This is a genomic window from Pseudomonas sp. BF-RE-22, assembly GCF_019956155.1.
Lineage (GTDB): Bacteria > Pseudomonadota > Gammaproteobacteria > Pseudomonadales > Pseudomonadaceae > Aquipseudomonas > Aquipseudomonas migulae.
The window spans coordinates 276,164-300,300 of the sequence record NZ_JAHBDD010000022.1 but is presented as its reverse complement, the minus strand read 5'-3'; the positions used below and the strand labels follow the sequence as shown (position 1 = coordinate 300,300).

Here is a 24,137-nt window from a genome sequence, read left to right as displayed (position 1 = left end):
CCGGATTTACCTCAGTGCGCCATCATGTTGGTGTGGATGCTGAACATGATCCACAGCGACAGGCCAACCAGCAGGACGATCACGATCGCGGCGAACACAAACGCAATCACGTTGTTACGCTGCGCGGCCGAACGGTCCAGGTGGAGGAAGTACACCAGGTGCACCAGCACCTGGATCACTGCGAAGGCCAGTACGATCCACAGGGTCAAGGCTTTCGGCAGCGATGGGTACATCACCAGACCGAAAGGAATGACTGTCAGGATGACCGACAGGATGAAACCGATAGCGTAGGACTTGACGCTGCCGTGGCCGGCGTCGTGGCTATCGTGGGAATGAGCGTTAGCCATTTACATAGTCCCCATCAGATAAACAACGGTGAATACGCAGATCCACACCACGTCCAGGAAGTGCCAGAAGAGGCTCAGGCAGCTCAGACGGGTCTTGTTGGTCGCCGTCAGGCCGTTTTTCTGCACCTGGTACATCATGATCGCCATCCAGATCAGACCGCTGGTCACGTGCAGACCGTGGGTGCCGACCAGGGTGAAGAACCCGGACAGGAAGCCGCTGCGGCTAGGACCGAAGCCCTCGGAGATCAACACGTGGAACTCGTTGATTTCCATGCCGATGAAGCCGGCGCCGAACAGGAAGGTCATGGCCAGCCAGCCCAGGACCTGGTTCTTCTTGCCCTTGAACAACGCCAGCATGGCGAAGCCGTAGGTGATCGAACTGAACAGCAGCAGAGCGGTTTCGCCCAGTACGTAAGGCAGTTCGAAGATGTCGTGGCCCGACGGGCCACCCGCTACGTTGTTAACCAGTACCGCGTACGCCGCGAAGATCGATGCAAACAGGATGCAGTCGGTCATCAGGTAGAGCCAGAAACCGAATACGGTCATCTCGCCCGAGTCGTGGTGATGGTCATCGTGCCCATGTCCATCGACATGGGTGTGTCCAGCATTGGTCACTAAGTTCGACATGGTTTAAGCCTGTTCCAACGAGGTTTCAACACGGGTGGCGGTGGCTGGAACTTTCCCGGCCGCTACCAGACGCTTGTGCTGCTCGGCTTCGATGCGCTCGATCACGTCGACCGGCACCATATAGCCTTGATCATCACGTGCAGCGTGGATCACGAAGTACACCACGGTGCCGATCAGGCCGAATGCAGCCAACCACCAGATGTGCCAGATCATCGCGAAACCGAACACGGTCAACAGAGCACCCATGACCACACCGGTCGCGGTGTTGTTTGGCATGTGGATCGGTTCGTACTTGGCCGGAGCCTTGTACGCAGTACCGTTTTCCTTGGCTTCGGTGAACGGATCGATGGTTTCCGCTTTTGGCAGGACCGCGAAGTTGTAGAACGGTGGTGGCGACGAGGTCGACCATTCCAGGGTGTGTGCATTCCACGGGTCGCCGTGTTCGCACATGTTTTCTGGCTTGTTGCGATCACGCACGCTGACGTACAGCTGAATCAGCTGGCAAGCGATGCCGACGGCGATCATCACCGCACCGAACATGGCGACGTACAGGTACGGCACCCACTCAGGGTTGGTGGTGGCGTTCAGACGACGGGTCATGCCCATGAAGCCCAGTACATAGAGCGGCATGAACGCGACGAAGAAGCCGGTGATCCAGAACCAGAACGCTGCCTTGCCCCAACCTTCGTGCAGCTTGAAGCCGAACGCTTTAGGGAAGTAGAAGCCGAAGCCTGCGATGTAACCGAATACCGCGCCGCCGATGATCACGTTGTGGAAGTGCGCGATCACGAACAGGCTGTTGTGCAGAACGAAGTCGGCACCCGGAATGGCCAGCAGTACGCCGGTCATGCCGCCGATGGCGAAGGTCACCATGAAGCCCAGGGTCCACAGAACCTGGCTGGTGAAACGCAGACGGCCCTGGTAGATGGTGAACAGCCAGTTGAATAGCTTCACCCCCGTCGGGATCGAAATCAGCATCGTCGCCAGACCGAAGAAGGCGTTGACGCTGGCACCCGAACCCATGGTGAAGAAGTGGTGCAGCCAGACCATGAAGCCCAGGATCGAGATCGCGCCCGAGGCGTAGATCATCGAGTGGTGGCCGAACAGACGCTTGCCGGAGAAGGTCGAGATGACTTCGGAGAAGATCCCGAACGCCGGCAGAATCAGGATGTAAACCTCGGGGTGACCCCAGGCCCAGAACAGGTTGACGTACATCATCGGATTGCCACCAAGTTCATTGGTGAAAATGTGGAAATCCATGTAACGGTCAAGCGTCAGCAGTGCCAGGGTAGCGGTCAGGATCGGGAACGAAGCCACGATCAGGACGTTGGCCCAGGTGCAGGTCCAGGTGAAGATCGGCATGTCCATCAGCTTCATGCCAGGGGTACGCATTTTCAGCACGGTCGCCAGGAAGTTAACCCCGGTCAGCGTCGTACCCAGACCCGATAGCTGTAGCGCCCAGATGTAGTAATCCATCCCCACGCCAGGGCTGTATTGCAGGCCCGACAGCGGTGGATAGGCAACCCAGCCGGTCTTGGCGAATTCGCCGACGCCCAGGGACAGGTTGATCAGCACTACGCCGGATACCAGCAACCAGAAGCTCAGGGAGTTCAGGAACGGGTAGGCAACGTCACGCGCGCCGATCTGCAGCGGCACTGCAAGGTTCATCAGGCCGGTGAAGAATGGCATCGCCATGAAGATGATCATGATCACACCGTGAGCGGTGAAGATCTGGTCATAGTGTTCAGGTGGCAGGTAGCCAGGCGAACCCTCGGTGGCCATGGCCAGCTGGGTACGCATCATGATGGCGTCGGCAAAACCGCGCAGCAGCATGACCATGGCGACGATGATGTACATCACGCCGATTTTCTTGTGGTCGACCGACGTCAGCCACTCGGTCCACAAGTAAGTCCACTTCTTGAAGTAGGTGATTGCAGCGAACAGCGCCAGACCACCGAGCGCGATCATGGCGATGGTCACCATCACGATCGGCTCGTGGAACGGGACCGCTTCCCAACTTAATTTACCAAACATCGTTTACTCCTCTGCCCCGGCAGCTGAATGCGAACTCATGTCCATCCCTTCCATGGCGGCCACTTCGTGCTCTTTCTTCTCGTGGTGCATCGGCTTGCCTGGTTTCATGCCTTCGTACTTGTCGACGATGATCTGGAACAGGTTCGGCGTGACCGAGGAGTAGAGCTCGACTGGGTTGTTCTGGCTTGGCTTGGAAAGGGCTTCGTATTCAGCTTTTTCAAGCTGTTTAGGTGCCTTTTTGACTTCGCTGACCCAGGCGTCGAAATCTTCCTGGGAAGTGGCGATAGCTTTGAACTTCATGCCGGTGAAACCCGCGCCGCTGTAGTTGGCGGAGATACCGTCCATTTCAGCGTTCTGGTTGGCGATCAGGTGCAGTTTGGTCTGCATGCCGGCCATCGCGTAGATCTGGCCGCCCAGCGCCGGGATGAAGAACGAGTTCATCACGGAGTCCGAAGTCACCTTGAAGTTGATCGGCGTGTGCGCCGGGAACACGATCTTGTTGACGGTGGCGATGCCTTGTTCCGGATAGATGAACATCCACTTCCAGTCCAGCGCGACCACTTCAATGGTGATTGGCTTGACGTCGGAGACCAGCGGCTTGTAAGGGTCCAGTGCGTGGGTCGACTTGTAAGTGACATAACCCAGGGCAATGATGATCAGCACTGGAACAGCCCACACCGCGATTTCGATCTTGGTGGAGTGCGACCATTTCGGCGTGTACACGGCGTCGGTGTTGGACGCGCGGTATTTCCAGGCGAACAGGAAGGTCATGACGATGACCGGAACCACGACCAACAGCATCAGCAGCGTTGCGGTGATGATCAGGTTTCGCTCGTCCAGGCCAACCTGGCCCTTGGGATCGAGCAAGGTCATGTTGCAGCCTGACAGCAACAACGTGCCGATCAGCGGCAATAAGCCTAGTAGTCTGGGGTACCTGTTTTTACTCATCTCACGACCTCTAAAGCAGCTTGCGCAATGCAGTTGGGTTTTGATCGCCAACACTTCACCCTGCCAAGGGTTGGCATTTTCTTGGATTGAATAAGGGCCGCCCGTCGCGCGTCAGACGCTGCTCGACAATTCCTGGGCAAGCGGTGAGTTCTTATTCGAATTCGTGGTCAAAGGCCTTGTTACAGACCAATTCCATTTGGTGCGGATAGTTGGAAGGCACCGACACCAGAGGAGTCGCATGAAGCCATCCGGCCCCTCGACGTCCTATTGCTGCTCAAGCACCTGAAGCAGGGTGAGCAGTGCCGGGAATTCAGTGCGGGCGATTGTAGATATGTAACGATTCATAAACCATGTCTCATCCCGAAATAATTTTTATCCATTCCAGCAACAATCATTAACGGTTTTCGCAAAAGTGCGGCATCTTATCGAAATTCATTCTCAACAAAAACACCAAAATAAGTAGGGCTACCACGCGCAGTTCAGACAGTATCGAAAGCTCTGCCTCTGCCCTCTACCCTGCCTAAGCCCCCATGTGACAAGGGCTCTGGCAATTTGCCAAGGCCTGTTAAAACTGCCTGTTCCAGGTTGAGAGCGCTAAAGCCTGCTGCGAAATCAGAAGACCATTTTCATTGCGTCTACGCATACCAATCCGACACGCTGAAACGCCTTGCGACACTCGCGCTGTGACAACATGTCGCACATGCGCCGCACCCGTTCTTGTCGCGCATCAAGGTCTTTTTACCCGAGCCCTGAATGGAAAAACGCCCCGGCTCTCTCAACGAGGGCCGGGGCGTTTTCATGTGTTGCACAGCGATACCGCGAATGACCTCAGCGCAGTGCCTTGCGGTTGCGCGAAGTGAGCAATGGCACCAGCACCACCACCAGGACAAAGGCGATCAACGCCCACTGTGCCAGTGACAGACCGAGGATCGGCGGGTACGGCGTGGAGCAGAAACCATCGACCTGGAACCCCAGCGGGAAGATCTTCGCCAGCGGCAGACCATCGACAATCGGTTGCAACACATCGATGCCGCAGCTGACCGCCGGATAGAACTGGGTATAGACGTGATGCCCGGCTACGCCGACGCCTGCCAGGGCGCAGATCACCACCAGGGTTTCAAACACCGTGATGCTGCGGCGGGTGCGCATTGCCGCGCCGATGAACGCGAAGATCGCGATCAGCAACAAGGCATAACGTTGCAGGATGCACAGCGGGCACGGCGCCTCGCCCAGCACGATCTGCATGTACAGCGCGCCGCCAATCAGCGCCAGACAGATGATGCCCAGCAACACCAGGTAGCGCCGCTCACGGCCCAACCGCATCGTTTCCTCGCTCATTGCGTTTCCCTTCTAGATATCGATTGACCGGAAGTCTACACGCTGGCCCGGACCTTGGAGAGCCCGGGGCGTGTGGAATAGATGTCGGGGAATAAACGATAAGGTGGTTAAGAAGGGATTAAATTCGATCAGTTTCCAGAGATTTGCATGATCCCACGACCGCATCGCCAGCAGGCTGGCTCCCACAGTTGAATGCATTCCAAAGTGGGAGCCAGCCTGCTGGCGATGCGGCTGCTCAGTCGCCGTAGATATCAGACTTGAAGTACTTCTCGGAAATCTTCTGGTACTCGCCGCTGGCGCGAATACCGTCGATGGCCGTGTTCAGTTGGCTGACCAATTCGGTGTTACCCTTGCGCACGGCAATCCCGGCGCCCTCGCCCACGTATTTCGGATCCTTGAGCTCTGGCCCGACGAAGGCGTAACCCTTGCCGCGCGGCATCGACAGGAAGTCATTCAGCGGGATGGTGTCGGCGAAAATGGCGTCGAGGCGACCGGCTGCCAGATCCATGTAGATCTCTTCGTTGTTGCCGTAACGCTTGACAGTGATGCCCTTGGGTTCAAACACCTCGGTGGCATAACGGTCCGTGGTGGTCGCACGTTGCACGCCGACGGTCTTGCCTTTGAGGCTGGCGTACTGATCATCCACCACCGCGCCTTCCTTCATTACCAGGCGCGATGAGGTGAAGTAGTACTTGTGGGTGAAGTCCACCGACTTCTTGCGGTCTTCGTTGATGGTCATGGACGACAGCGCCATGTCGATTTTCTTCACTTTCAGGGAAGGAATCAGACCGTCGAACTCACCTTCGACCCAGACGCACTTGACCTGCATCTGCGCGCAGAGGGCATTGCCGATGTCGTAGTCGAAACCGACGATTTCACCTTTGTCGGTTTTCGACGCGAACGGTGGGTAAGCCGCCTCGATGCCGATGCGCAGGGTTTTCTCGGCGGCAAACAGAGTGCTGCACGCCAACAGGCTCAGGGCCAGACCGGTGATGAGGGGGAATTTCTTCATGTTCGTTCTCTCGCGGGTTGTTGTTGGTTTGGCAAGACAGAAGAAAGAGCAGAAACGGGGGCACGCCTTTTTTGTACTTATAATTCCATACTGGACTTTTATGTATGAGCCGTCAATTGGGGGGAACGCGGATGTGCCGTCCGGTGGTCGGGCGGTGAGTCAGGAAGGTATTGGGTGATGCAGATGGCCTCTTCGCGGGCAAGCCTCGCTCCTACAGGGTTTTGTGTCGTTCACATAATATGCGTATGACACAAAACCCTGTAGGAGCGAGGCTTGCCCGCGAAGGCGTACTTGAAGGCGCCGCAGGACTTACTGCTTCCAGCGATCCGCCGCCGCATGATCACTGTCACGCCCTTCCACCCAACGCGCGCCTTCACGGGTGTTCTCTTTCTTCCAGAACGGTGCGCGGGTTTTCAGGTAGTCCATGACAAAGGCGCAGGCATCGAACGCGGCCTGGCGGTGAGCGCTGGCGGCGCCGACGAAGACGATCGGCTCACCCGGCTCCAGGGCACCGATGCGGTGCAGCACTTCCAGCTTGAGCAACGGCCAGCGTTGTTCGGCCTCGATGGCGATCTTGCCGAGGGCCTTTTCGGTCATGCCCGGATAGTGCTCCAGGAACATCCCGGCCACGTCGAGCCCGTCATTGAAGTCGCGCACGTAACCGACAAAACTCACCACCGCACCGACGCCGACATTGGCGGCGTGCATGGCGTTGACTTCCGCACCCGGATCGAACGCCGTGGACTGCACGCGAATCGCCATGGTTCAGCCCCCGGTCACGGTCGGAAAAAACGCCACTTCATCGCCATCACTTACCGGCTCGTCGAGTTGGCAGAGGTCTTCGTTGCGGGCGCACATCAGGTTCTGCTCGCTCAACACATCGGCGCCGTCACGCTTGGCCAGCAGTGCGCGAACGTCATCGACGGTGGCGAAATCACCTTCAACTTTCACTGAGTCGACGCCCAGTGCTTCTCTATAACGAGCGAAAAACTTCACGGTGAGGTTCATGACTGATCCGCCTGGTAATGACCGCTCTTGCCCCCGAGTTTCTCCAGCAACCGCACGCTCTCGATGGTCATGCCACGATCCACGGCCTTGCACATGTCATAAATCGTCAGCGCCGCGACACTGGCTGCGGTCAGCGCTTCCATTTCGACACCGGTCTGCCCGGACAACTTGCAGCTCGCGACGATGCGCACGGTGTCGTCGCCTTCGGCACTCAGTTCGACCTTGACGCCGGTGAGCAGCAACGGATGGCACAGAGGAATCAGATCGCTGGTTTTCTTCGCCGCCTGAATGCCGGCGATGCGCGCCACGGCGAACACATCACCCTTGGGGTGACCGCCGCTGACGATCATTTGCAGGGTTTCGGGCAGCATGCGCACCCGCGCTTGAGCGGTGGCTTCACGGAACGTTACGTCTTTTTCAGTGACGTCGACCATGTTGGCGCGACCTTGGGAATCGAGATGAGTCAGCACAGGGTTACTCCTGATCAAGAGCCTCGATTGTAAACCCGTGGGTCAATCTTCCGCACGTTTGATTATGGAATCACGACAATCCCTTGTAGGAGCGAGCGGTGCGACGATTCGACTTGCCCGCGAAAAACGATAACGCGGTGTGCCTGACAGACTTCGTCGTACCCTTCGCGGGCAAGTCGAATCGTCGCACCGCTCGCTCCTACAGGGGGTTTTGTGTGGGGCATAAAAAACCGGGCGACCCACGAGGGCCGCCCGGTTTGGGTGAAGGGTTACAGATGCGATTCGGCGTATTCGGCCAGAATCGAACGAGGCACCCCTTGCAGGGTGATGTGCACGCCGTTGGGGAAATCCTTGAAACGTTCAGTCAGGTAGGTCAGCCCGGAGCTGGTCGCGGACAGGTAAGGGGTGTCGATCTGCGCCAGGTTACCCAGGCACACCACTTTGGAACCGGCGCCGGCACGGGTGATGATGGTTTTCATCTGGTGCGGCGTGAGGTTCTGGCATTCGTCGATCAAAATCAGGCTCTGCTGGAAGCTGCGACCCCGGATGTAGTTGAGGGATTTGAACTGCAACGGCACTTTGCTGAGGATGTAATCGACGCTGCCATGGGTGTTTTCGTCATCCATGTGCAAGGCTTCGAGGTTGTCGGTGATGGCGCCCAGCCACGGCTCCATTTTTTCCGCTTCGGTGCCGGGCAGGAAACCGATCTCCTGGTCCAGGCCCTGAACGCTGCGCGTCGCGATGATCCGGCGATAGCGCTTGCTGACCATGGTCTGCTCGATTGCCGCCGCCAGTGCCAGGATGGTTTTGCCGGAACCGGCCGCACCCGACAGGTTGACCAGGTGAATATCCGGATCAAGCAAGGCGTACAGCGCCAGGCTCTGATAGATGTCACGCGGTTTCAGGCCCCAGGCTTCCTGGTGCAACAGGGGTTCCTGATGCAGGTCGAGAATCAGCAGCTTGTCTTCGTCGATCTCCTTGATCCAGCCGACAAAGCCCTGCTCGTCAATGATGAACTCGTTGATGTGCACCGCCGGCAGGTTGTCGGTCAGCTTCACCTGGTGCCAGGTGCGGCCGTGGTCCTGGCGGGTTTCGACATTACTCACGCGATCCCAGAAGGAGCCGTCCATGTTGTGATAACCATTGGGCAGCAACGAAACGTCGTCAACCAGTTGGTCAGTGCTGTAGTCCTCGGCCGCGATCCCGCAGGCACGGGCCTTGAGGCGCATGTTGATGTCTTTGGTGACCAGCACCACGGGCAGCTTTGGCGCGCGCGCGTGCAGGTCGATCAACTGGTTGATGATGATGTTGTCGTTCAGGTGTTCAGGAAGAATGATGTTCGGTTCGGCACGTTTGCTCATCAGAATTGACAGCAAACCCTTGGGCCCACTTTTGCCACGCTGGATCGGCACCCCCAGCTCAACGTCTTCAGGGCTGGCTTCGCCCAGGGTCTTGTCGATCAGGCGAATCGCCTGACGGCATTCCGCAGCCACGCTGTGATGCCCGCTCTTGAGCTTGTCCAGCTCCTCAAGCACGGTCATCGGAATCGCGACGTGGTGTTCTTCGAAGTTCAGCAGGGCGTTTGGATCGTGAATCAATACGTTGGTATCGAGTACATAAAGGATTGGCTGGTTGGAGGAAGAACTACGTCCGTGATCATCCATACTCGGTCACCTTTGTGGGAGCCATTCGACGCAATACCTTGGCGGTGCTGCGCCTCGAAGTGACTGCCGAATTCACCTGCGGGGACTCAAGTGAACTGCATCCATAGCTGGGTCTTGGGAGACGCCACCTGTGTTGCAGGTTTCGGCGGTCTGTCTTCGTAATACTCCAAAACATGTGACAGAAAAAAGCACTTTGACGCTTTTTTGAAGTTTATTTTTCAGAGTGACGAATAGCCCTTGGCCTGCAGGCAATGTGCCGTTAAAGTCGGAAGTCCGCCTGCACTGAATTTCCCTCCAAAATCGCCTTAGCCCCAATATTTACGGGCTTTCCCGCTTTCAGCGAAACGCATCCTGACAATCTTCCCAACCGATCCCGCTGAGCGCCGTTTGCGTGACAAGCCAGGGCATCGCCGTTTTCACGCCATCCTGTTTAATGTTGAAATTGATCACCCCATGCCGCCACAACAGCATCAGGGTCAACACGCGCTGCGCGCTCTGACTGGCCTTGAGTTTGCCGGCGCCGTCCTGGGCATCGATGTCCCACAGCGCCACTTGCAGACCCTGGGCTCTGAAGAAGCCTTGCGCGTCTGAACGGCGCTGACCATCGGGCGGACGAAACAACGGCACGTAGTTCTCCGGCAATTTGCTTTTGACCAGTTCGGCGCTGCGCCGCACCGAGTCCTGCCAGTCCTGCCAATAGCTGTGGGAGCGGAACTCCCAGCCTTGCACGCCGATGCACTGCGCCGAGTAAGTGGCCTGCAGGTTGGCGACGGAACGATCGGTCAGACGCGCCTGAATGTCCTTGCCAAGGACGAAAAACGTGCCCGTCATGTTGGCCTTGCGCAGGTACTCGGTGACCCATGCCGTGTTGTCCGGCGCGGCATTGGCGGCGCTGTCGAAGGTCAACAGGAACAGCCGGTCATGCATCTGCTCGCCGTTGCGCTCGTAGTCGCCAAAACGATCGATTTCGCTGCTGGTTTGCGGAAACAGCGCAGCCTTGCGCAATTGCTCGTCGAGGTACTGCGCATGGAACAGTCGGCTCGGCTCGGACCATTTGATGTAGTAGCTGTCGGCGCTGACCTGAAACTTGGCGGCTTGCTCACGCAAGGTGGCCATGTCCTCCACCAGATAACACCAGGAAGCGTCCTGATCGCAGCTCTGTTGAGCGAAGTTGTAGTTGGTCAGCAACTGTTGCCACATGCGCTGCCGCAGGCGGTTGACCGAGTCCAGGTTGATGGTACGCAGGCCCAGGCGCTGGGCCAGGCTCGCGTCATCCAGCGATTCGCTGGCCAGCAGCACGCGCGCGAACATCAGTATCTCTGCCCGCGAGGCGACATCGAACAGCGTCGGGTTGCTGAGCTGTTCAGGCCAGGTGCTGCGATCGAGCGTCGCCACATCGCCCGGCGCCGCCAGGGCACCGAAACTCAACAGCCACGCCGAAAAAAGAAAAACGATACGCAATGGGATGTCTCCATAACAAAACCCGCGCGGCACTATAGCTGATCCGGCACTGGCCACGTTCCCCTGTAGGAGCGAGGCTTGCCCGCGAAGGCGGTGTATCAGTTTGAACATCAGTGGCTGAAACACCGCCTTCGCGGGCAAGCCTCGCTCCTACAGGAGATCGTGGCCACCGATCATCACCTATGGACTTGATAGCTGGAGTCAACACGGACAACCCCCTAGAATCGCCCCACGATTAAAGGAGACGACTTCATGCTGATGGTGATTTCCCCCGCCAAGACCCTCGATTACGAAACACCGCCGGCCACCCAGCGTTTCACCCAGCCGCAATACCTCGACCATTCCCAGGAGCTGATCCTGCAATTGCGCGACCTGACGCCGGCGCAGATCAGCGAGCTGATGCATGTCTCCGACAAGATCGGCGGGCTCAACGCCGCGCGTTTCGGCAGCTGGACGCCGGCGTTCACGCCTGAAAACGCCAAACAGGCCCTGCTGGCGTTCAAGGGTGACGTTTATACCGGTCTCAACGCACAAACCTTCAGCGAAGCCGATTTCGATTACGCCCAGCAGCATCTGCGCATGCTGTCCGGCCTGTATGGCCTGTTGCGTCCACTGGACCTGATGCAACCGTACCGTCTGGAAATGGGCACCAAATTGCCCAATGCCCGTGGCAAGGACCTGTATGCCTTCTGGGGCACGCGCATCAGCGAATGGTTGAACGAAGCCCTGGCCGATCAGGGCGATGACGTGCTGCTGAACCTGGCGTCCAACGAGTATTTCTCGGCGGTCAAACGCAGCGCCCTGAATGCCCGCATCATCAATACCGAGTTCAAGGACCTGAAAAACGGTCAGTACAAGATCATCAGCTTCTACGCGAAAAAGGCCCGGGGCATGATGAGCCGATTCGTCATCGAAGAACGCATCAACGACCCCGCCGCACTCAAGCAGTTTGACGTTCAGGGCTATCGGTACAGTGCCGAGCAGTCTAAACCGGACAACCTGGTGTTCCTGCGCGATCACGCCCCCGAGTAAATGCACCCGGTCGGTGCACGACCGCAAAAGCGTCGTGCACCGCCTTCAAATCTCCAAACAATCCCCCGCCTTTTTCGTCAGTTATTTGGCGCCATTTTTCAAGCAATCAAAATCCTAACTTTAGTTTCACTCGACTTTCGTGATTTTTTTCAGTAGTGGCACTAAAAAAAATTATCAGTAGTGGCATAAAACTATCTAATCCAACGACGACCCTATGTATCAAGGGTGAAACAGCCGTTGCTATCAATATGAAAGCAGTGCCATCTTTTTCAATATTTCAAGAAATTTCAGAATTCGCGATGGGTGGACTGGAACTATGTCCAAATGCGTAGCTCATACCACCGGTAACCATTATCTCTGAACATGTACGAGATAACTTACGCAGAGAAGAGATTCACGTAGCGAAGTTGTCACAATAACTTCGGCTACATAATCCCTGATTTGGGCAACATCTGAAGGAAAGGAGATAACGCATCACTACTATCCCCTACACGGCCAAGGCAGCGCCCCTATAAACGTGCTCACCTGAGCACCAAACCGCTTGATTTACGGGCTTTCGGCCTGGCATTGAGCGCGCAAGACCTTTGCACGAAGGACCTCGACCAGAGGACTCGGCTGCATAACAGGGCAAGTCATAATAATAAGGCCTGGTTACGCACACCTTGAGTGCACTTATTTAGACACTCGGAACTTAGTATGCCTGTACACGGCATTGTGGCGCCTGACTGCCGCACTTCCGAGCGCACTACAACTGCTGAACACACTTAATTCCGGCCATGTAATGGCTTGTTGAACACAGTCTTGTTAACGAGAGGTAAATGCGATGCGCATCAGCATATTTGGTTTGGGTTACGTCGGTGCAGTATGTGCCGGTTGCCTGTCTGCACGGGGCCATGACGTCGTTGGCGTCGATGTCGCCAAAGACAAGATCGATATGATCAACGCCGGTAAATCACCGATTGTTGAACCAGGTTTGGGCGAACTGCTGGCCAAGGGTATCGAGACCGGTCGACTGCGCGGTACGACCAACTTCGCGGAAGCGATTCGCGACACCGACCTGTCGATGATCTGCGTCGGCACGCCGAGCAAGAAGAACGGCGACCTGGAACTGAACTACATCGAAGCCGTGTGCCGCGAGATCGGTTTTGTCCTGCGTGACAAGACCACCCGCCACACCATCGTGGTTCGCAGCACCGTTTTGCCGGGCACTGTCGCAAACGTTGTCATCCCGATTCTCGAAGACTGCTCCGGCAAGAAAGCCGGTGTTGATTTCGGTGTGGCGGTGAACCCTGAGTTCCTGCGCGAAAGCACCGCGATCGCCGACTACGACCTGCCACCGATGACCGTCATCGGCGAATTCGACAAGGCGTCCGGCGACGTTCTGCAATCGCTGTACGAAGAACTCGACGCGCCGATCATCCGCAAGGACATCGCCGTTGCCGAGATGATCAAGTACACCTGCAACGTGTGGCACGCCACCAAGGTGACCTTCGCCAACGAGATCGGCAACATCGCCAAGGCGTGCGGCGTCGATGGTCGTGAAGTGATGGAAGTGGTCTGCCAGGACAAGACACTGAACCTGTCCCAGTACTACATGCGCCCAGGTTTCGCCTTCGGCGGTTCGTGCCTGCCCAAAGACGTGCGCGCCCTGACCTACCGCGCCGGCGCCCTGGACGTGGAATCACCGCTGCTGAACTCGCTGATGCGCAGCAACGAATCCCAGGTGCAGAACGCCTTCGACATCGTTTCCAGCCACGACAAACGCAAAGTCGCCCTGCTGGGCCTGAGCTTCAAGGCCGGCACCGACGACCTGCGCGAAAGCCCGCTGGTTGATCTGGCAGAAATGCTGATCGGCAAAGGCTACGACCTGAGCATCTACGACGCCAACGTCGAATACGCCCGCGTTCACGGTGCGAACAAGGACTACATCGAGTCGAAGATTCCTCACGTCTCGTCCTTGCTCAACTCCGACTTCGACGAAGTGATCAACAACTCCGACGTGATCATCCTCGGCAACCGTGACGAGAAATTCCGCGCCCTGGCGCAGAACGCTCCGCACGGCAAGCAAGTGATCGACCTGGTCGGCTTCATGTCGAAAGCCACCAGCGTGAGTGGCCGCACCGAAGGCATCTGCTGGTAACACGCCGCGCTCTGTAGGAGCCAGGCTTGCCGGCGAACCAGGCGCCCCGGTGTGTCAGGCAGGCAGCCTTCGCGGGCAAGCCTCGCTCCTACAGTTTTTACGCCTGCCTTAACCCATTCGGGCCTCGCCCGAGATCGAGACGGATGCAGATTATGCACAGGCTAAAGCACGGCCTACTTCAGGCCGCCGGTTGGCTGTTTTACTTAAGTATTTTGATGGGCATCGCCAGGGCGTTGCCTGTGTCCACGTTCGACTCCGAGTCGAAGGACTTCATTTTCCTGATCGGTATCGTCGGTATCTGGCGCTACTCGATGGGTGCCACGCACTTTCTGCGCGGCATGCTGTTTCTGTACGTGGTCTACCCGCACCTGCGGCGCAAAGTGCGCAAGCTGGGTAAAGCGGCAGACCCGTCCCATGTGTTTTTGATGGTCACCAGTTTCCGTATCGACGCGCTGACCACCGCCCAGGTCTACGCCTCGGTGATCCGTGAAGCGATCGACTGCGGCCTGCCGACCACCATGGTCTGCTCCATCGTGGAAATGTCCGATGAGAAGCTGGTGAAAAGCCTGTGGACCAAGATGAATCCACCGGAGCGCGTCAAGCTCGACTTCGTGCGCATTCCCGGCACCGGCAAGCGTGATGGCCTGGCCTACGGTTTCCGCGCCATCTCCCGTCACCTGCCGGACGACCGCGCCGTGGTGGCCGTGATCGATGGCGACACCGTGCTCGCCGAAGGCGTCGTGCTCAAGACCGTGCCGTGGTTCCAGCTGTTCGGCAATGTCGGCGGCCTGACCACCAACGAATTCTGCGAAGTGCGCGGCGGCTACATCATGAGCGAGTGGCACAAACTGCGTTTCGCCCAGCGCCACATCAACATGTGCTCGATGGCCTTGTCCAAACGCGTACTGACCATGACCGGCCGCATGTCGGTGTTCCGCGCCACCGTGGTCACCAACCCGGACTTCATCGCCGATGTGGAAAGCGACTCGCTGCAACACTGGCGCCTGGGCCGCTTCAAGTTCCTCACCGGTGACGACAAGTCGAGCTGGTTCAGCCTGATGCGCCTGGGCTACGACACGTTCTACGTGCCCGACGCGGCGATCCACACCGTGGAACACCCGCCGGAAAAAAGCTTCATCAAGGCCAGCCGCAAACTGATGTTCCGCTGGTACGGCAATAACCTGCGCCAGAACTCCCGCGCCCTGGGCCTGGGGATGAAGCGCCTCGGCCTGTTCACCTCGGTGGTGCTGTTCGATCAGCGTGTATCGATGTGGACGTCCTTGCTGGGCCTGACCGTCGCGCTCATCGCGTCGTTCAAGTACGGCACCGCGTTCATCCTCGTTTACCTGCTGTGGATCGGCATCACCCGCCTGATCCTGACCCTGCTGCTGTCCTGCTCCGGTCACCGGATCGGCCCGGCTTACCCGGCGATTCTCTATTACAACCAGATCGTCGGCGCGCTGGTGAAAATCTACGTGTTCTTCCGCCTCGACCAACAGTCCTGGACTCGCCAGCCCACTTCCCTGACCCGTGATCTCGCCAGCTTTCAACGTTGGTTCAACACCTGGTCGTCTCGGACCATGACCTTCTCCGCCGGCAGCATTTTTGTCGCCGTGCTGCTGATGATGGTCTGACCGCCCCCTTATTGAATTAACCAGGAAATCGCCCCTATGAATACCGCCGTCAACGCCAATGTAGTGCATGAATCCGAAGCCCAGCGCCAACACGCCCGAGTGAAAATTCCGGCCAAGCTGCGTTTCTTCGGCCCGGACCGCACGCCGGTTGAAGCCCGTGTCCTCGACCTCTCCGCCGGCGGCCTGGCGTTCAACGCCGGTCAGCTGCCGCTGAAGGTCGGCGATGTGCACAAGGCTCGCCTGCAGTTCGTCATCGATAACCTCGGCCTGGCCATGGACGTAGAGATGCAAGTGCGCTCCTTCGACCGCCAGACCGGCCGTGCCGGTTGCCAGTTCCAGAACCTGGAACCGCAAGACATCTCGACCCTGCGCCACCTGATCACTTCGCACCTGGCCGGCGACATCGTCAGCATGGGTGAAGTGCTGGCGACCCTGCAGCGCGACAACTTCACCAAGGCGCGCAAAGTCAAGGATGGCGGCCACGGCATGACCGCGTTCGGTCGTCTGCGTGCCGTGACCTTCAGCCTGGGGATTTTCCTCGTCGGTCTGGCGGCGTTCGGTTTCATTTTCAAATCGGTGTACGGCATGTACTTCGTCAGCCACGCGCAGGCCGGTCTGGTCAGTGTGCCGGGCATGAGCATCACCATGCCGCGTGACGGCACCGTGCAAAGCCTGATCAAGGCCGACGGCGTTGCCGCCAAAGGCGCGCCACTGGCGACGTTCAGCACCAGCATGCTCGACGTACTCAAGGGCCATCTTGACGACAATCAGCTGCAACCGGCCAAGGTTGAAGAACTGTTCGGCAAGCAAATGACCGGCACCCTGACCTCGCCATGCGATTGCACCGTGGCGCAGCAACTGGTTGCCGACGGCCAGTACGCCAGCAAGGGCGACGTGATCTTCCAGCTGGTGCCGCGTAACAGCGAAGCCAACGTTGAAGCGCGCTTCTCCTATCGCCAGTTCAGCGACGTGCGTCCAGGCACCAACGTCAACTTCCAGATTGCCGGCGAAGACAAGACCCGCACCGGCAAGATCGTTAGCAGCACCAGCCTGAAAAGCGCCGACCTGTCGTCCGACATCCGCGTGCTGATCCAGCCGGACGAACCGCTGGACAGCAAGTTCGCCGGTCGCCCGGTTGAAGTGAACAGCGACCGTGGCCCGAACCTGAACTGGCTGATCGATAAAGCCATGGCTTCCGGTCTTTAAGTCGAGGACATGCCTGTGACGACTCCTACCTTGAACACACCGCAGACCCTGTGGGAGCGAGCCTGCTCGCGATGGGATCAACGCGGTTCAACTGATGCACCGCGCAACCTGAATCGCCAGCAGGCTGGCTCCCACATTGGAACAGTGTGTGCCTTGGCATTGGCAGTCAGCCTGGCCGGTTGCGCCGGTCTGCCCGACCAGCGTCTGGCCAATGAAGCGCTCAAGCGCGGCGACACCGCGCTGGCTCAGCAGAACTACAAGCAACTGGCCGACCTGGGCTACAGCGAGGCCCAAGTAGGCCTCGCCGATATCCAGGTCGACAGCCGCGACCCGGCGCAGCTCAAGCAGGCCGAGGCGACTTACCGCGCGGCGGCCGACGTCTCGCCGCGAGCGCAGGCTCGCCTGGGTCGCTTGCTGGTGGCCAAACCCGGCTCCACCGAAGCCGAACAGCACGAAGCTGAAGCCCTGTTGAAAAAGGCTTCGGCCAATGGCGAAGGCAACACGCTGATCCCGCTGGCGATGCTGTACCTGCAATACCCGCACAGTTTCCCCAACGTCAACGCGCAACAGCAGATCAGCCAATGGCGCGCCGAAGGCAAACCGGAAGCCGGCCTGGCCCAGGTGCTGCTCTATCGCACCCAAGGCACTTACGACCAGCACCTGGACGAAGTCGCAACGATCTGCAAAGCGGCGTTGAACACCACCGACATCTGCTACGTCGAGCTGGCCACGGTTTACCAGAAACAAGGCAAACCGGAACAGCAAGCCGAGCTGATCAAGCAGATGCAAGCGGCACATACCCGTGGCACCGTTTCCGCTCAGCGCGTGGACAGCGTTGCTCGTGTGCTCGGTGATGCAAGCCTGGGCAAGACCGACGAAAAAACCGCTCAGGCGCTGCTCGAAGACATCGCCCCCGCCTACCCCGCTTCGTGGGTCAGCCTGGCGCAATTGCTCTACGACTTCCCGGAACTCGGCGACGTAGACACGATGATGAAGTACCTGGACAACGGCCGCGCTGCTGACCAGCCGCGCGCCGAACTGTTGCTCGGCAAGCTCTACTACGAAGGCAAATGGGTGCCGGCGGACGCGAAAGTCGCCGAAGCACATTTCCAGAAAGCCGTCGGCAAGGAAGTCGCCGCCGATTACTACCTCGGCCAGATCTACCGTCGTGGTTACCTGGGCAAGGTCTATTCGCAGAAGGCACTGGATCACTTGCTGACCGCTGCGCGCAACGGTCAGAACAGCGCCGACTTCGCCATCGCCCAGCTGTTTTCCCAAGGCAAGGGCACCAAGCCCGACCCGCTTAACGCTTATGTCTTCAGCCAATTGGCCAAGGCCCAGAACACCCCGCAGGCCACCGAGCTTGCGCAAACTCTCGAAGCCCAACTGCCGCCTGCCCAGCTGGTCGAGGCCCAACGCCTGTTGAAACAAGAACAGGCCGTTCGTGGCGCCTTGAGCCAGAACACGCTGGAACTGCATGCCCTGCAAGAAGAAGACGGCGAGGAATCCCTATGAAGTTGAATCCATTCATGAAGGCCGGCATCGGCCTGACGTTTGCGCTGATCTGGTCTTGCCCGACCCTGGCGGCAATCACCGAAACCAAGAATTTCGGTCTGGACGTAAAAATCACCGGCCAGTCCGAAGACGACCGTGACCTCGGCACTGCCAGCGGCGGCGACGTCAATGGCGTCGGTCTCGACCTGCGTCCCTGGGTCTACGGCGAAAGCGGCGCGTGGAGCGCCTACGCCATGGGTCAGGCCGTGACGTCTACCGACATCATCGAAACCGACACCTTGCAGCAGTCCGACAGCGACGGCACCCAGACCACCGACAACGGTGATCGCAAGACCAAGAAAAACTACCTGGCGATGCGCGAATTCTGGGTCGGCTACAGCGGCCTGACGCCGTATCCGGGCGAGCAGTTGAAACTCGGTCGTCAACGCCTGCGCAACGACGACGGCCAATGGCGCGACACCAACATCGAAGCCCTGAACTGGACCTTCGACACCACGCTGTTGCGCGCCAACGTCGGCGTCGCCGAACGCTTCAGCGAATACCGCACCGACCTCAAAGAGTTGGCGCCGAAAGACAAAGACCGCCTGCACGTTTACGCCGACACGGCGTATCAATGGACACCGGGCAACTGGGTCGGCATTCGCGGTCATCACACCCACGACGACGGCAAGCTCGACTACCCGGAACCGGGCGTGCCCGGTGACTCGCTGGACAAGAAACAGAACGGCGACATCAGCTGGCTCGGCCTCACCGCTGACAGCGACGCCTACAACTACCGCAACACCAACACCGTCAATTACTGGGGCAGCATCACCGGCATGAGCGGCGACACCGACACGGTGAATCAGCTGAACGCCGATGGCTCGCGCCCGACGGAAGCCAAGCGCGGTGAAGACCTCAACGGCTGGGCCACCGATATCGGCGTGCGCCTGCGCCTCGATCCGCAATGGCAAGTGGGTGCAGCCTATGCCCGCGCCAGTGCCGATTACGAACAGAACGGCCTGGAAAGCAACCGCTCGAACTACACCGGTACTCGCTCGCGGGTTCACCGTTTCGGCGAAGCGTTCCGTGGCGAAATGAACAACATGCAGACCGCTACGTTGTTCGGTTCGTGGATGCTCAACGACGAGTACGACGCCAGCGTGATCTACCACAAGTTCTGGCGCGTCGACGGCAACAAGCCGGTCGGCAGCAACGGCATCAACGCCGTCGAGAACGACACCGACCCAACCGGCGCGATTCTCTCCAGCACGTCCCTGCCGCTGGAAGATGGCAACAAAGACCTCGGCCAGGAAATGGACCTTGTGGTCACCAAGTACTTCAAGCAAGGCCTGTTGCCTGCCGCGCTGAGCCAGTCTATCGACGAACCGTCGGCCCTGGTGCGCTTGCGTGGCGGCGTGTTCAAGCCGGGCGATGCCTATGGCAAAGAAGTCGACTCGTACATGCACCGCGCGTTCATCGACGTGATCTGGCGCTTCTGATGCGAACCGCTAAGGGAGTTCCTGACATGAACAGTCCGAAGAGAGGCTCGTTGACCTTGCTGGCCGGCGCGATGCTGCTGGCAAGCTCGGCTTGCTTCGCCAACGTGGAACCGGCGGCTCCTAACCCGTTGAAGCCGGTAACCATGGCCAAGGAACTGCAACAGGCCAAGACCTACACCGTCAGCAGCGCCCCGACCGCGCCGCTGGAACTGGAAAAGCCGACACTGCCAGACACCGCCGGCTACACCGCCGACGCCATCGCCGCGAAAATCGTGCGCACCAAGGCCGGCAAAATCAGTGTGCGTCGGATGATGCAAGAGAACGCGCTGAAGGACTTCATCGGCGGCGACAACAAGATGGCCGAATGGGTGGTGCGTCAGCACGGCATCCCGCAGGCGATCTTCATCGACGACGGCTACATGAACCTCAAGGACCTGGCGAAGAAGCTGCCCAAGCAGTACTTCAGCGAAACCTCGCCGGGCGTGTTCCTGGCGAAATTGCCGATTGTGGTCGGTGAGAAAGGCATCCTCGAAATCGACAAGCAGACCCAGGAATTGCGCCTGTCCCAAGAGGCCGGTTCATTCCTGGTCAACGACGGCCAGCTGTTTGTGCGCGACACCAAAATCACTGGCTGGCGCGAGAAGGACAACGGCCCGGCGACGTTCAAGTCGCCGAAGGAATTCCGTCCGTTCCTGCTGGCCTGGGGCGGCACCCAGACCTACATCGCCAACAGCAAGATGGCCAGTTTCGGCTACGCCAACAGTAAGTCCTACGGCGTGAGTATTTCCCAGTACACGCCGAACATGGCCAAGGTGCTCAAGCGCCCTGAACCGACCGGCTGGATCATCGGCTCCGAGTTCTCGGACATGTGGTACGGCTTCTACTGCTACGAAACCCGCGACTTCGTGGTCAAGGGCAACACCTACAAAGACAACATCGTCTACGGCATCGACCCGCATGACCGCTCGCACGGCCTGATCATCGCCGACAACACCGTCTACGGGACCAAGAAAAAGCACGGGATCATTATTTCCCGTGAGGTCAACGACAGCTTCATCTTCAACAATCGCAGCTACGACAACAAGTTGTCGGGCCTGGTGATCGACCGGAACAGCGTCAACAACATCATCGCCTACAACGAGATCTACAAGAACCACACCGACGGCATCACCCTCTACGAGAGTGCCGACAACCTGCTGTGGGCGAACAAGGTGATCAGCAACCGTCGCCACGGCATTCGCATTCGTAACAGCGTGAACATTCGCCTGTACGAAAACCTGTCCATGGCCAACGGCCTGACCGGCGTCTACGGCCACATCAAGGACCTGAGCGACACCGACCGGGACATCAAGCTCGACCCGTTCGACGCCCAGGTGTCGCTGATCGTTGTCGGCGGCGAACTGGCCGGCAACGGCAGTGGCCCGCTGTCCATCGACTCGCCGCTGAGCGTCGAGCTGTATCGCGTGTCCATGCTTGCCCCGACCAAATCCAGCGGCATCAGCTTCAGCGGGATTCTCGGCGAGCGTCAGGATGAAATTCTCGACCTGCTGGTACGCCAGCAGAAAGCCGTGCTGATCGACCCTGTCGAACGCCAGACCGAAATGCGGGACTGAGGATAATTTTATGCACCCACACTTGATCAAATTACTCAGCCTGTCGGCCCTGACCGCCGGCATTCTCGCGGCCAGCGGCGGCGTTCGTGCAGATGAAGCCAAAGCGCCGACATTCAGCGCCGAACCGTGCTGCAACCTGTGCCCCGAAGCCCACGACGCGAAGAACTACACCACGCGTTACCAGCAGAACTTCACCACGCTGGTGCAAGCTCAGGGTGACTGGTTGTTCCGTACGCAAGAAGACTTGCGCACCGAATTCGACACCACCCCCGCCGGCTACAAACGCATGAAAGAACTGCACGATGCGTTCAAGAGCAAAGGCGTGGAGCTGGTGATTGTTTACCAACCCACTCGTGGCCTGGTAAACCGCAACAAGCTCAATCCGGAAGACAAGGCCAGGTTCGATTTCGACAAGGCGCTGAGGAACTACAAGACCATGCTCGGCCGTTTCGCCGCCATGGGTTACGTGGTGCCGGACCTGTCGCCGCTGACCAACGAGTCGCTGCCCGACACCCTGCCCGCCCACGACTTCTACTTCCGTGGCGACCAGCACTGGACGCCATATGGCGCCCAGCGCACGGCAAAAATCGTCGGCGAGAAAATCAAGCAACTGCCTGAGTTTGCCGGCATTCCCAAGCGTGAATTCGAGAGCCACAAGTCGGGTCGCATGGGCAAGACCGGAACGTTACACAACATGGCCGGTCAACTCTGTGGCACCAGCTACGCGATCCAGTACATGGATCAATTCACCACCGAGCCAAAAGGCGAAGCAGCGGATGGCGATCTGTTCAGTGACTCCGGCAACCCGGAGATCACCCTGGTCGGCACCAGCCACAGTGGCAAGAACTACAACTTCGCCGGTTTCCTCGAAGAGGCCATCGGCGCCGACATCCTCAACGTGGCGTTCCCCGGCGGTGGCCTGGAAGGTTCGATGCTGCAGTACCTGGGCAGCGAAGAGTTCCAGACCAAGCCACCGAAGATTCTGATCTGGGAATTCTCGCCGCTCTATCGCCTCGACCAGGAAACCATCTACCGCCAGATGATGGCGCTGCTGGACAACGGTTGCGAAGGCAAGGATGCACAGATGTCCGGCAGCACCACGTTGAAACCGGGCAAGAACGAATTGATGGTCAACAGCAAGAACCTGAACCTGCAAAACAGCAGTCACCAGGTCGACATCCGTTTCGCCGATCCGTCGGTGAAAACCCTGCAAGCCACCCTCTGGTACATGAACGGTCGCCACGAGGACATCAAGATCGAAAAACCGGAAACCTCCGACACCGACGGGCGTTTCGCCTTTGAGTTGCGCACGGACGAAGACTGGGCCTCGCAGAATCTGCTGGCCGTCGAAATCCAGGGTCCTGAAGCAGGTGCCGCGCAGCAGAAAGTCGAAGCGAAAATCTGCAAACGCAACGTGTTCCCGAGTGCCGAGCAGCGTACTGCTTCGGTCGGGCAATGAGGCAATCATGCAAACCCGAACTTTGAAAAAGCTACTCGCGCCCTCCCTGCTGACGCTGGCGATGTTCGCCGGCGCCACCCAGGCCGCCGCGCCGCTGCGTCCGCCACAGGGTTACTTCGCGCCGATTGAAAAAGTCAAAACCGGCGACAGCAAAGAAGGCTGTGACGCGATGCCGACGCCGTATACCGGCGCGCTGCAATTTCGCAGCAAATACGAAGGTTCCGACAAGGCCCGTTCGACCCTGAACGAGGTATCGGAAAAAGCCTTCCGCGACACCACGGCCGACATCACCAAGATCGAGCGCGGCACCAGCAAGCGCGTGATGCAGTTCATGCGTGACGGTCGCCCGGAACAGCTCGAATGCACGCTGAACTGGTTGACCGCCTGGGCCAAGGCCGATGCGTTGATGTCCAAAGACTTCAACCACACCGGCAAATCGATGCGCAAATGGGCGTTGGGCAGCATGGCGTCTTCGTACATCCGCCTGAAATTCTCCGACTCGCATCCGTTGGCGAACCATCAGCAAGAGTCGCAGTTGATTGAAGCCTGGTTCAGCAAAATGGCCGATCAGGTGGTCAGCGATTGGGACAATCTGCCGCTGGAACAAACCAACAACCACTCGTACTGGGCCGCCTGGTCGGTGATGGCAACGTCCGTCGCCACCAACCGCCGCGACCTGTTCGACTGGGCCGTGAAGGAATACAAGGTCGGCGCCAATCAGGTCGACGCCCAAGGCTTCTTGCCCAACGAACTCAAGCGCCAGCAACGCGCCCTCGCCTATCACAACTACGCCCTGCCACCGCTGGCGATGATCGCCAGTTTCGCCCAGGTCAACGGTGTGGATCTGCGTCAGGAAAACAACGGCGCGCTGAAACGTTTGGGTGATCGGGTGCTCGCCGGGGTTAAAGACCCCGACATCTTCGAGAACAAGAACGGCAAGGAACAGGACATGACCGACCTCAAGGTCGACTCGAAATTCGCCTGGCTCGAACCGTTCTGCACGCTCTACACCTGCTCGCCGGATGTGCTCGAGAAAAAGCACGAGATGCAGCCGTTCAAGACCTTCCGCCTCGGGGGTGACCTGACCAAGGTCTACGACCCGGCGAACGAAAAAGGCAAAGGTTCTTAGAGCCAAACGCCAATCCCCT

At 58.6% G+C, this 24,137-nt stretch carries 20 protein-coding genes; 9 read left to right on the top strand and 11 right to left on the bottom strand.

Annotated elements, in window-relative coordinates:
• Window positions 1-11: 11 nt before the first annotated feature.
• The 11 genes from cyoD to KGA82_RS13930 all read right to left on the bottom strand — a co-directional run bounded on the left by cyoD (window position 12) and on the right by KGA82_RS13930 (window position 10,909).
• Complete coding sequence (cyoD, locus tag KGA82_RS13980) at window positions 12-347, bottom strand: cytochrome o ubiquinol oxidase subunit IV (RefSeq protein WP_008025399.1); 336 nt, start codon at window positions 345-347, stop codon at window positions 12-14.
• Window positions 348-974: a cytochrome o ubiquinol oxidase subunit III gene (locus KGA82_RS13975; RefSeq protein ID WP_008044529.1), complete on the bottom strand. Its 627-nt coding sequence runs from the start codon at window positions 972-974 to the stop codon at window positions 348-350.
• A gap of 3 nt (window positions 975-977) precedes the next feature.
• Window positions 978-3,008 carry a cytochrome o ubiquinol oxidase subunit I gene (gene cyoB / locus KGA82_RS13970; protein WP_008025397.1) on the bottom strand — a complete coding sequence of 677 codons (2,031 nt, stop codon included), beginning with the start codon at window positions 3,006-3,008 and terminating at the stop codon, window positions 978-980.
• 3 nt (window positions 3,009-3,011) lie between these two features.
• Window positions 3,012-3,956, bottom strand: coding sequence for a ubiquinol oxidase subunit II (cyoA, locus tag KGA82_RS13965; protein WP_008025394.1), 945 nt, complete (start codon window positions 3,954-3,956; stop codon window positions 3,012-3,014).
• An 828-nt stretch (window positions 3,957-4,784) separates the two neighbouring features.
• The gene (locus tag KGA82_RS13960) at window positions 4,785-5,294 is read right to left on the bottom strand and encodes a disulfide bond formation protein B (RefSeq protein WP_032828589.1); all 510 of its coding nucleotides are present in this window, start codon (window positions 5,292-5,294) and stop codon (window positions 4,785-4,787) included.
• A gap of 235 nt (window positions 5,295-5,529) precedes the next feature.
• Window positions 5,530-6,306, bottom strand: coding sequence for an ABC transporter substrate-binding protein (locus tag KGA82_RS13955; protein WP_008044528.1), 777 nt, complete (start codon window positions 6,304-6,306; stop codon window positions 5,530-5,532).
• Between the two features lie 309 nt (window positions 6,307-6,615).
• A complete protein-coding gene (moaE, locus tag KGA82_RS13950; RefSeq protein WP_008044526.1) occupies window positions 6,616-7,068 on the bottom strand; it encodes a molybdopterin synthase catalytic subunit MoaE in 453 nt (150 codons plus the stop codon).
• A 3-nt stretch (window positions 7,069-7,071) separates the two neighbouring features.
• Window positions 7,072-7,314 carry a molybdopterin converting factor subunit 1 gene (gene moaD / locus KGA82_RS13945; RefSeq protein WP_008025385.1) on the bottom strand — a complete coding sequence of 81 codons (243 nt, stop codon included), beginning with the start codon at window positions 7,312-7,314 and terminating at the stop codon, window positions 7,072-7,074.
• Window positions 7,311-7,784, bottom strand: coding sequence for a cyclic pyranopterin monophosphate synthase MoaC (gene moaC / locus KGA82_RS13940; RefSeq protein ID WP_008044525.1), 474 nt, complete (start codon window positions 7,782-7,784; stop codon window positions 7,311-7,313). The genes moaD and moaC overlap by 4 nt, the downstream gene beginning before the upstream one ends.
• A gap of 269 nt (window positions 7,785-8,053) precedes the next feature.
• Window positions 8,054-9,448 carry a PhoH family protein gene (locus tag KGA82_RS13935; protein WP_008025381.1) on the bottom strand — a complete coding sequence of 465 codons (1,395 nt, stop codon included), beginning with the start codon at window positions 9,446-9,448 and terminating at the stop codon, window positions 8,054-8,056.
• Between the two features lie 336 nt (window positions 9,449-9,784).
• Window positions 9,785-10,909: a polysaccharide deacetylase family protein gene (locus KGA82_RS13930; protein ID WP_223450791.1), complete on the bottom strand. Its 1,125-nt coding sequence runs from the start codon at window positions 10,907-10,909 to the stop codon at window positions 9,785-9,787.
• A 252-nt stretch (window positions 10,910-11,161) separates the two neighbouring features.
• Between KGA82_RS13930 and yaaA the strand changes: the two genes are divergently transcribed.
• From yaaA to KGA82_RS13885, 9 genes are all read left to right on the top strand, one after another.
• Window positions 11,162-11,941 carry a peroxide stress protein YaaA gene (yaaA, locus tag KGA82_RS13925; RefSeq protein ID WP_008025377.1) on the top strand — a complete coding sequence of 260 codons (780 nt, stop codon included), beginning with the start codon at window positions 11,162-11,164 and terminating at the stop codon, window positions 11,939-11,941.
• Between the two features lie 823 nt (window positions 11,942-12,764).
• A complete protein-coding gene (locus KGA82_RS13920) occupies window positions 12,765-14,081 on the top strand; it encodes a nucleotide sugar dehydrogenase (RefSeq protein ID WP_008044520.1) in 1,317 nt (438 codons plus the stop codon).
• A gap of 152 nt (window positions 14,082-14,233) precedes the next feature.
• Window positions 14,234-15,715, top strand: coding sequence for a mannuronan synthase (gene alg8 / locus KGA82_RS13915; RefSeq protein ID WP_411737733.1), 1,482 nt, complete (start codon window positions 14,234-14,236; stop codon window positions 15,713-15,715).
• A 36-nt stretch (window positions 15,716-15,751) separates the two neighbouring features.
• Window positions 15,752-16,921, top strand: coding sequence for an alginate biosynthesis protein Alg44 (locus KGA82_RS13910; RefSeq protein WP_008025372.1), 1,170 nt, complete (start codon window positions 15,752-15,754; stop codon window positions 16,919-16,921).
• A gap of 15 nt (window positions 16,922-16,936) precedes the next feature.
• Window positions 16,937-18,436, top strand: coding sequence for an alginate biosynthesis TPR repeat lipoprotein AlgK (gene algK / locus KGA82_RS13905; RefSeq protein ID WP_411741515.1), 1,500 nt, complete (start codon window positions 16,937-16,939; stop codon window positions 18,434-18,436).
• On the top strand, window positions 18,433-19,917 hold the full coding sequence (locus tag KGA82_RS13900; RefSeq protein WP_223450781.1) for an alginate export family protein: 1,485 nt from the start codon (window positions 18,433-18,435) through the stop codon (window positions 19,915-19,917). The genes algK and KGA82_RS13900 overlap by 4 nt, the downstream gene beginning before the upstream one ends.
• 26 nt (window positions 19,918-19,943) lie before the next feature.
• Entirely contained in the window at window positions 19,944-21,530 is a 1,587-nt protein-coding gene (gene algG, locus KGA82_RS13895; protein ID WP_223450779.1) for a mannuronan 5-epimerase AlgG, read from the top strand.
• A 10-nt stretch (window positions 21,531-21,540) separates the two neighbouring features.
• Window positions 21,541-22,989: an alginate O-acetyltransferase gene (locus tag KGA82_RS13890; protein ID WP_192227782.1), complete on the top strand. Its 1,449-nt coding sequence runs from the start codon at window positions 21,541-21,543 to the stop codon at window positions 22,987-22,989.
• Window positions 22,990-22,996: 7 nt separating this feature from the next.
• Window positions 22,997-24,118, top strand: coding sequence for a mannuronate-specific alginate lyase (locus tag KGA82_RS13885; protein ID WP_008025363.1), 1,122 nt, complete (start codon window positions 22,997-22,999; stop codon window positions 24,116-24,118).
• Window positions 24,119-24,137: the final 19 nt, after the last annotated feature.

Excerpts from the sequence above, each read along its gene's own strand:
- cyoD (WP_008025399.1), bottom strand. The coding sequence starts at position 347 with ATGGCTAACGCTCATTCCCACGATAGCCACGACGCCGGCCACGGCAGC.
- KGA82_RS13975 (WP_008044529.1), bottom strand. The coding sequence starts at position 974 with ATGTCGAACTTAGTGACCAATGCTGGACACACCCATGTCGATGGACAT.
- cyoB (WP_008025397.1), bottom strand. The coding sequence starts at position 3,008 with ATGTTTGGTAAATTAAGTTGGGAAGCGGTCCCGTTCCACGAGCCGATC.
- cyoA (WP_008025394.1), bottom strand. The coding sequence starts at position 3,956 with ATGAGTAAAAACAGGTACCCCAGACTACTAGGCTTATTGCCGCTGATC.
- KGA82_RS13960 (WP_032828589.1), bottom strand. The coding sequence starts at position 5,294 with ATGAGCGAGGAAACGATGCGGTTGGGCCGTGAGCGGCGCTACCTGGTG.
- KGA82_RS13955 (WP_008044528.1), bottom strand. The coding sequence starts at position 6,306 with ATGAAGAAATTCCCCCTCATCACCGGTCTGGCCCTGAGCCTGTTGGCG.
- moaE (WP_008044526.1), bottom strand. The coding sequence starts at position 7,068 with ATGGCGATTCGCGTGCAGTCCACGGCGTTCGATCCGGGTGCGGAAGTC.
- moaD (WP_008025385.1), bottom strand. The coding sequence starts at position 7,314 with ATGAACCTCACCGTGAAGTTTTTCGCTCGTTATAGAGAAGCACTGGGC.
- KGA82_RS13935 (WP_008025381.1), bottom strand. The coding sequence starts at position 9,448 with ATGGATGATCACGGACGTAGTTCTTCCTCCAACCAGCCAATCCTTTAT.
- yaaA (WP_008025377.1), top strand. The coding sequence starts at position 11,162 with ATGCTGATGGTGATTTCCCCCGCCAAGACCCTCGATTACGAAACACCG.
- KGA82_RS13920 (WP_008044520.1), top strand. The coding sequence starts at position 12,765 with ATGCGCATCAGCATATTTGGTTTGGGTTACGTCGGTGCAGTATGTGCC.
- alg8 (WP_411737733.1), top strand. The coding sequence starts at position 14,234 with ATGCACAGGCTAAAGCACGGCCTACTTCAGGCCGCCGGTTGGCTGTTT.
- KGA82_RS13910 (WP_008025372.1), top strand. The coding sequence starts at position 15,752 with ATGAATACCGCCGTCAACGCCAATGTAGTGCATGAATCCGAAGCCCAG.
- KGA82_RS13900 (WP_223450781.1), top strand. The coding sequence starts at position 18,433 with ATGAAGTTGAATCCATTCATGAAGGCCGGCATCGGCCTGACGTTTGCG.
- algG (WP_223450779.1), top strand. The coding sequence starts at position 19,944 with ATGAACAGTCCGAAGAGAGGCTCGTTGACCTTGCTGGCCGGCGCGATG.
- KGA82_RS13890 (WP_192227782.1), top strand. The coding sequence starts at position 21,541 with ATGCACCCACACTTGATCAAATTACTCAGCCTGTCGGCCCTGACCGCC.
- KGA82_RS13885 (WP_008025363.1), top strand. The coding sequence starts at position 22,997 with ATGCAAACCCGAACTTTGAAAAAGCTACTCGCGCCCTCCCTGCTGACG.